At 35.3% G+C, this 7,244-nt stretch carries 8 protein-coding genes; 3 read left to right on the forward strand and 5 right to left on the reverse strand.

Annotated elements, in window-relative coordinates; translation table 11 throughout:
• On the forward strand, positions 1-1,058 hold a 1,058-nt coding region (locus tag TS1_RS11725; protein WP_068710664.1), incomplete at its 5' end, for a PTS galactitol transporter subunit IIC.
• A gap of 15 nt (positions 1,059-1,073) precedes the next feature.
• Entirely contained in the window at positions 1,074-1,625 is a 552-nt protein-coding gene (hxlB, locus tag TS1_RS11730; RefSeq protein WP_068710665.1) for a 6-phospho-3-hexuloisomerase, read from the forward strand.
• Between the two features lie 104 nt (positions 1,626-1,729).
• Here hxlB and TS1_RS12630 read toward each other — a convergent pair whose 3' ends face one another.
• The 3 genes from TS1_RS12630 to TS1_RS11740 all read right to left on the reverse strand — a co-directional run bounded on the left by TS1_RS12630 (position 1,730) and on the right by TS1_RS11740 (position 5,579).
• Positions 1,730-1,903 carry a DUF6440 family protein gene (locus TS1_RS12630; protein WP_169792383.1) on the reverse strand — a complete coding sequence of 58 codons (174 nt, stop codon included), beginning with the start codon at positions 1,901-1,903 and terminating at the stop codon, positions 1,730-1,732.
• 357 nt (positions 1,904-2,260) lie between these two features.
• On the reverse strand, positions 2,261-4,699 hold the full coding sequence (locus tag TS1_RS11735) for a glycyl radical protein (protein ID WP_068710666.1): 2,439 nt from the start codon (positions 4,697-4,699) through the stop codon (positions 2,261-2,263).
• A gap of 136 nt (positions 4,700-4,835) precedes the next feature.
• Positions 4,836-5,579 carry a DeoR/GlpR family DNA-binding transcription regulator gene (locus tag TS1_RS11740; RefSeq protein WP_068710667.1) on the reverse strand — a complete coding sequence of 248 codons (744 nt, stop codon included), beginning with the start codon at positions 5,577-5,579 and terminating at the stop codon, positions 4,836-4,838.
• A gap of 147 nt (positions 5,580-5,726) precedes the next feature.
• Between TS1_RS11740 and TS1_RS11745 the strand changes: the two genes are divergently transcribed.
• Positions 5,727-6,515 carry a glycyl-radical enzyme activating protein gene (locus TS1_RS11745; RefSeq protein ID WP_068710668.1) on the forward strand — a complete coding sequence of 263 codons (789 nt, stop codon included), beginning with the start codon at positions 5,727-5,729 and terminating at the stop codon, positions 6,513-6,515.
• A 299-nt stretch (positions 6,516-6,814) separates the two neighbouring features.
• Here TS1_RS11745 and TS1_RS12820 read toward each other — a convergent pair whose 3' ends face one another.
• Together TS1_RS12820 and TS1_RS11750 are read right to left on the reverse strand one after the other, a co-directional pair.
• Positions 6,815-6,937, reverse strand: coding sequence for a hypothetical protein (locus TS1_RS12820; protein ID WP_281177368.1), 123 nt, complete (start codon positions 6,935-6,937; stop codon positions 6,815-6,817).
• 84 nt (positions 6,938-7,021) lie between these two features.
• The gene (locus TS1_RS11750; protein ID WP_068710669.1) at positions 7,022-7,213 is read right to left on the reverse strand and encodes a hypothetical protein; all 192 of its coding nucleotides are present in this window, start codon (positions 7,211-7,213) and stop codon (positions 7,022-7,024) included.
• Between the last annotated feature and the right edge of the window lie 31 nt (positions 7,214-7,244).

The raw sequence follows: 7,244 nt of genomic DNA on the forward strand, positions 1-7,244 counted from the left end.
ACATTGTGATGTTGTTTATGAAAGTTACAGAAACATTAAATGTTGACTTATTTAACATTTGGAACATTTCCATTATCGGTTTATTAGTAAACCATTATGCAAATAATATAATCGTTACCTCGATTTTTGTTTTATTTATCTACGCAATAATGTTATTGAATGCAGATGCGATGAAACCTACACTTAATAAGTTATTAGATTATGATGAGAAGAATATTACCACTACTGCACACCCATGCTTTCTAATCGCACCTTTAGCCATGCTGATTAATAAATTCATTGACGTTTGTTTACCTTTCGTTGATAAATTTGATTTTGATGCAGAAACACTGAACAAAAAAATTGGTTTCTGGGGGAGTAAATTTGCTATTGATGCCTATTTAGGAGTATTTATTGGCATTTTAGGACAACAATCGGTTGCAGAGATTTTTACTTTGGCATTCACTGGTGGTGTAGCCCTAGAACTATTTGGTTTAGTAGGAGGTTGGTTTGGACCCGCTATTGAACCTTTATCCGGCGGCGTTCAATCTATGATGAGTAAACGACTGCGTGGAAGAAAACTTTTGATTGCTATCGATTGGCCTATTGTTGCTTCTCGTGCTGAAGTTTGGGCAGTTGTAAATCTTCTAGCGCCAATTTTATTAATTATTTCCATGTTTTTACCTGGGAATAAAGCAATGCCTTTAGGTGGCATCTTAATGACGGTATTAACTCCTGCCTTGTTAATTGTAACCAAAGGTCGGGTAATCCGCATGACATTGATTGGAACGATCTTAATCCCTATTTACTTATGGTCGGCTACGATGGTGGCTAATTTCGTTACATCGGCTTCCATTGCGATGAATAACTTTCCCAATGGATTAGAAAAAGGACAATTATTTACTTCGATTGATTCAAATCCATTAGAAAAAATGTTTGGTATGATTCTAGGCCAAGGGATTTCGGCGATGGATATTACAAAATTAGGAATCGCTGGAATTTCCATCTTAGCTTATATATTGTTATTTGTTTGGTACAGAAAACAATTGCAAAAACAACAAAGTAAAATGACAAACTAAATAAGGAGTTTTTATATGTACGAAGAATATGAAAAAATTGTCATCAATGAGATCGATAAAACTTTAGAAAACGTCAATAAAGAAGATGTGGAAACACTCATTCAATGGATCTGCTCAGCAGAAAAAGTTTTTTTTGTTGGCGTAGGTAGAGTTCTTCTCTCTTTAGAAGCAATCGCTAAAAGACTGAATCATCTGGGCATTGAGACAGTAGTCGTCGGAGAAATTACAGAGCCTGCTATCACGGATAAAGATATACTGATTGTCGGCTCAGGCAGCGGGGAAACAGGGTTTCCTTTATTTATAGCCTCTAAGGCCAAAAGTTTTGGCGCAAAAGTAATTCATATCGGGACTAATCGTGAAAGTTCAATGGCAAAATATACCGACCATTTTGTCTATATACCTGCTTCAAATAAATATGATTCTTCATTGAATGCTTCAAAACAACCAATGACAAGCTTATTTGAACAATCATTACTCATTTTAGGAGACATTGTTGCTTTAATGATCGTCAATCAAGATAAAATCGATATTTCGTCTTTATGGCAATATCATGCAAATCTAGAATAATGAATAAAAAAGGATTTTACGAACGAAAAAATTCGTAAAATCCTTTATTCATGCTTAAAATAGCACAATCTATACACCATACTTTTAAATACACCGATAACTCTCTAAAAATTTTCGTCTACCAATGGCTTCCCGTTTTTATCAACCATAACAGTTAGCCCCATGCCATATCCTTCTTGATAAACTAAATACAAAATACCTGTTTCATTATCACGAATGATTTTTTCCGCCGTTAATTTTCCTTGCTTATAAACTTCTTCAAACCGTTTTTCTGACATATTGTTGCCTCCCTTCTTATTGCATCATTAACAGTTCTTACCAAGCTTCTTTTTATGGATAACCTTCTCACCTTTATTCTAACATTTTTACACACAAATAAGGAGGATTTCACAAAAAGCAACGACCTTTCTTGAATGCAAAAAAGTCTGCACTTCCATTCTTTTTTTATAAAGTGAAGGGAACTCGTCTATACTTCCACTCTTTTTTTATAAAATGAAGGGAGATCGTTTATACTTCCCTGCATTTTGCTCGGAACGAACAGAAGTTAACAACATTTTTAATCTTAAAAGCGTAATGAATCAATTTTTAAACAAAAAATAAGGACAACTTATGTTTAGCTGTCCTCATTGAAGCTTTTATATTGCATGTTCTGTTCGTTCGATAATATCGTCTTGGGTTGCTTTGGATAAGACATTGAAAAAGGCAGAGTATCCAGCCACTCGTACGATCAAATCACGGTGTTTTTCTGGATTTTTTTGTGCATCAATTAATGTTTTTTTCGAAACAACGTTATATTGGATATGATATCCCTTTAACCGGTTGAAAAACGTACGCAGTAACATTATTAACTTTTGCTTGTCCTCTTCTTTAGCCAATGTTTGTGGATTTACTTTTTGGTTCAGTAAAACACCGCCCACAATATCTTCTGTCGGTAACTTGGATACACTTTTTAACACTGCAGTGGGGCCGTTTTGGTCCATATTATGTGAAGGTGAACATCCTTCTGCTAAAGGTGCCCAAGCTTTGCGTCCATCTGGCGTTGCCATGGTACTGCGTCCTTGTCCAACATTGGCTGAAATTGATGAAGTTCCCGAATAACGAATGCCACCGATAGGGCCACGTCCATAACGTGTATTCGGATATTTCTTGATTTCATCAATATAACTATCATAAGCTTTAACCGCTAACTGATCAGTATAATCCTCATCATTGCCGTATTTAGGTACTTCATGAATAATCAACTGCTGTATTTCTTGGCTTCTTTCACTTTCCCAATTCGTCATCAAAGCTTGCCAAAGTTCATCTTGAGTTACTTTCTCTTCTTCAAAAACCAATTTTTTAATGGCTGCCAATGAATCAGCTAAATTAGCAATCCCAACTTGTAGTCCGGAAATAAAATCATAAATAGCTCCACCTGCTTTGATCGTTTTACCACGACCGATACAATCTTCTGTCAAAGCAGAACACAAAATATCAGGTACTTCTTGTTCAATACCTAAGTCAATGGCGTTTTCCACAATAACACTCATCTGCGTTAATTCGCGCACAGTCTTATCCCAAGCGTTCTCCAACTCGGCAAAAGTTTTCATATTTTTGAAATAACCATGCCCTTTAGTAAACCGACGTTCTGTTACAGGATCGACCCCATCATTCATAGCAATCATTAAAATTTTAGGAAAGTTCATATAGCTCATTCCCGTGCAACGATAGCCCCATTTGCCTGGAACTGCAGTTTCAACACAACCAATGGCACTATAATCATAAGCATCTTCTTCTGCTACTCCATATTTGATAAATGATGGAATAATCACTTCATCATTATTAAACGCCGGCATACCAAACCCTAGTTTCATGACTTCAATCGCTTCATTTAAAAATTCTTGGTTTATTTGAGCATGATAACGTACTGTCAAATTAGGCTGCGGCAATTTCGTTTGCGCTACGCTGCGTAGAACCAAAAAGGACAGAGTGTTGACAGCATCTTTTTTATCCTTTGTTTGTCCCCCTACTGTAACATTTTGATACAAGGGACTTCCCGCGCTACTATAAGTATGAGCTTGACTACGAACTTTATTAATCGTCAATGTTTTTATCCATAAATTAGTTAAAAGCTCGACTGCTTCGTCTTCAGTTATAGCGTCTTTGTTTAAATCCGCTTTCAAATAAGGGTACATATACTGATCAAAACGTCCGTAAGATAAAGAATGTCCATTGGATTCAATTTGTAAAATTAATTGAATGAACCAAGTCGCTTGTATTGCTTCAGTAAAGCTTTCTGCTGGTTCATAAGGAACCTTTTGACAAATGCGGCTAATTTCAAGAAGTTCAGTACTTCGTTGTGAATTAGCAGTTTTTGCCATCTCTTTTGCTAAATCAGCATAACGTTTTGCGAAATTTTTCACAGCATCAATGACAACTAAAATAGCATCATAAAAATGATATTTTGCAATACTTTCTGGTTTTGTTAAATCTAATGCTGCTTTAGCTTTTAATGTTCGTTCTTCATACCCCTTCAACCCAACTTCAAGTAACTGTTGATAATTAACCGCTAAATGAGCATCGCCAGAATTCATCTTGCCTTCCATTCCAAAAAAGCCTGTGTCCATAAATACCTGTACTTCTTCTGGTAATAATGCTCCTGCTTTAGCTCGTAAATTATTATTCTGCCAAAAAGGAGCAATAGAACGAAGTTGTTCTTTCGTATCTTCCGTAATATAAAATACATCGCCGTCCCGTTTTTCAAACGTGTCTAATTCATCCATAACAAAGTCTAAAGTATACTCAGGAAATATGGGCGCATCCCGGTTAGATGCAGCTTGATTACCTACAATCAAAGTATCCTCTTCAATGTAAATTGACATTTTTTCTAAAATATTTTTTAACATGAGGGCCCGTTTTAAAACCGTTGGTTGATTTTGATGTTTTCGATAAGCTTTCGTTGCTAACAGCGCTCGTTCTGCACAAATATAAGGTTTTTTTTCCAGTACGGCTTCCCGATATTTCATCATACGATTAGACAATCTACCAAAATGCGAGGGATCATTTCCTTTATTTTCTTTTACTTGGGCTTCCATGAGGGTCCTCCTTTTTTGTTTGAAAGTTAATTAGTTTCCTTCGTAATAAATATAGCACATTTATTCACAAATTACAAAAGCATAAAAAAAGAAGAGGACAGTCGTTCAGCCCCTTCTTAAAAAATAAAAGATTTTATTAAACCGTCACCACTTGAATGGATTGCTTTTCTAAAAACTCTTTCTTTTCTTTTTCAATACGGTTATCGGTATACACCATAGAGATAGTGTCAAAAGCAAACTCAGAAACAACTCCCCCTTGCAAAAATTTGCTTGAATCTGTTAAAACAATCGTATTGTTTGCAGAACTCATCATTGTATTAGCCGTATCGCAACGCGTAACATCACTGCCAGTAAATCCTCTTTGTTCATCAAATCCATCAATGCCCACAAATAATTTATCTACATGAAATTCGCTAATGACTTTTTTTACTAAAGGTCCTACATTTACTTGGGAATCCTTTTGATATTCTCCACCTATTAGCAAAATCTTAACTCCTTCTGCTTTTCGAATATAAGAAGCTATAAAATTGGAATTGGTGATAATAGTGACATCGCTTTTATGATATGCTAGCTCCTCAGCTAATAACGTACAGGTGGAGCCGGATTCAATCATAACTGTTTCGCCATCTTTAACTAATTCCGCTGCTTTTCTAGCAATCTTTCTTTTCAAATCATAATTGATGGCCAAACGGTAATTAATATCATCTTGGCTATTTAACACTGCATATCCGTGTTGTCGATGCACGATTCCTCGTGTCTCTAATTTATCTAAATCTTTACGAATAGTCACTTTTGATACATCTAATAAATGAGCTAATTCATTGACTTCTATTTTTTTGTTTTCACTTACTATCGAAATAATTTCTTCTTCTCGCGCCATGATTATCCCTCGCTTTTATTTAATAAGAATATCATATTTCATTACTACTAACAATTTATCCAAAACAAGATTACGTACGTAATGTATTTTGTTTACGTTTGTTACCTCATGTGATAGAATAAACTTGAACAAGAAGGAGGAGTCTCTATGGCAACACAAACACCATTACAAGCTTGTATTTTTAATATTCAAAAGTTCAGCATCCATGATGGGCCTGGCATTCGTACGGTCGTTTTTTTCAAAGGCTGTCCTATGCATTGTTATTGGTGTGCAAACCCTGAATCACAAAGTGATAAGCCAGAAAAAATGTGGGATACTCAACAAAATACATATACAACCATCGGTGAATACAAAAGTATAAATGAGATTATAAAAGAAGTTAAAAAGGATCTCCCTTTTTATGAAGAATCTGGCGGTGGGGTGACGCTTTCTGGTGGAGAAGTATTGTATCAAGCTAAATTTGCAACGGAGTTATTAAAACAATTAAAAGCAGAGGAGATTCATACAGCTGCTGAAACGACGGGACAAGCTAACCCCAAAGTTTTTGAAAAATTTATTGCGCAAGTAGATAGCTTATATTTTGATGTAAAACATTATGACCCAGAAAAACATCGACAAGGAATTGGTGTTAGCAACAAATTAATTTTGAAAAATCTTGCCCTAGCTTTAAACCAACAAAAAGACTTAACCATTCGTATCCCGGTCATCCCTCATTTTAATGATAGCTCAATAGACGCACAACATTTTGCTGAATTATTTAACCAGATGGGCGTTGAAAAAATAGAATTGCTGCCTTTCCATCAATTTGGTCAAAAAAAGTATGAAAATTTAAACCGTGAATACCAAATGCAAGATGTGCCTCAGCTTCATAGTGAAGATCTAGACTACTTTAAAAAAATTATGGAAAATCACGATATTTCTTGTCACGTAAGATAATAAATAAAACGGTATTCATTCCACTCTTGAATGAATACCGTTTTAGCTTTTTAATGTTCATTCAGTCCTCGAATGAACACTATTTTACCTCTTTAATGTTCATTCAGTCCTCGAATGAACACTACTTTACCTCTTTAATGTTCATTCAGTCCTCGAATGAACACTATTTTACCTCTTTAATGTTCATTCAGTCCTCGAATGAATACCATTTTACCTCTTTAATATTCATTCAGCACCTAAAAGCTCTCCTTTTTCACTACACAAAATAGACCCGGAACTAACATCGCTCTTTTCTCATATTATTTTACCGTACTTGTTTTATTCTTTTCAGCTTGTCTTCCTTCTTCGATAAACTCTTCTTTGTAGTCACTTAGAACAATAAAACCGTCAGTTGCCCATGCGATATGTGTTGCATTTACCAATTTATCTTGTAGGTTATGACGTCTGTCCAACTTTAGTGGATATTAACACATAAGGTCCCACAACTCCAGCAACAGCTGCTGGCTCTAGAAAAATCTTTCCTGTGTCGTATAAGTTCCATAATAGACGTTTGAATGATTCATCTTGAAGCGTATAACCTCGCTAAAATAATAACGTATTAATTTAGAGCCCACCGCTAAAGTTCTTGGAACAGCTAAACCATCTGCAATGGTCGGTTCTCCTAAACCTATTTCTTCTACCGATATAAAGTTTCTCATTTTAAGTCTTCATTTACTCAATATTTTTTTA

It is taken from the genome of Tetragenococcus solitarius NBRC 100494 (genome assembly GCF_001544195.1).
Lineage (GTDB): Bacteria > Bacillota > Bacilli > Lactobacillales > Enterococcaceae > Tetragenococcus > Tetragenococcus solitarius.